Source organism: Myxococcus llanfairpwllgwyngyllgogerychwyrndrobwllllantysiliogogogochensis, assembly GCF_006636215.1.
GTDB lineage: Bacteria > Myxococcota > Myxococcia > Myxococcales > Myxococcaceae > Myxococcus > Myxococcus llanfairpwllgwyngyllgogerychwyrndrobwllllantysiliogogogochensis.
Genome location: NZ_VIFM01000640.1, coordinates 1 through 573 on the forward strand (window position 1 = coordinate 1; position 573 = coordinate 573).

Genomic DNA, 573 nt, shown 5'->3' on the forward strand with positions numbered 1-573 from the left:
GCCCCGCCCTCCCCGTCCGCCGGGTACGCAGGCGCCGAAGGAGCCCGAGGTGGAGCTGCCCTTCGACGACGATGAGGTGGCCCCCCTCCAGGCCGACGACCCTCGCCCCCAGCGGGTGCCCCAGTTTCCGGCGGGCTCTCGCAAGGGACGCTCGAAGAGCGGCGGCAAGGGCCGGGAAAAGAACGACCGGGAGTTGTCCGGCCGGTTCGACTGGGGACGCGAGTACTCGAACCCCGGACATCCACCGGCCTTCCTCTACGTCGAGCGAGGCCCCGGGGCGGGTCAGCTCGTGCCCGTGCAGCAGGGGCCCCTGGTGTTGGGGCGGTCGTCCTCGTCGGACCTGCGGCTCCAGCATCCGTCCATCAGCCGGCGTCACGCGCAAATCACCCGCCAGGGCGACCAGGTCTTCATCAAGGACCTGGGCAGCCAGAACGGCACCTTCATCAACCGCAACCGCGTCACCGATGAAGTCGAGGTGATGCAGGGTGACGAAATCACCCTGGGCAACGCGATGCTGCGGCTGCGCGGTCCGGGTGGTACGCCCGCCGCGGGCATCCCCGCCCTCACCGGCGC

Annotated in this window: 1 protein-coding gene; it reads left to right on the top strand. The window is 70.9% G+C overall.

Annotated elements, in window-relative coordinates:
- Positions 1-49: 49 nt before the first annotated feature.
- A partial coding sequence (locus tag FJV41_RS49775; RefSeq protein WP_141649571.1) for an FHA domain-containing protein occupies positions 50-573 on the top strand: 524 nt, incomplete at its 3' end.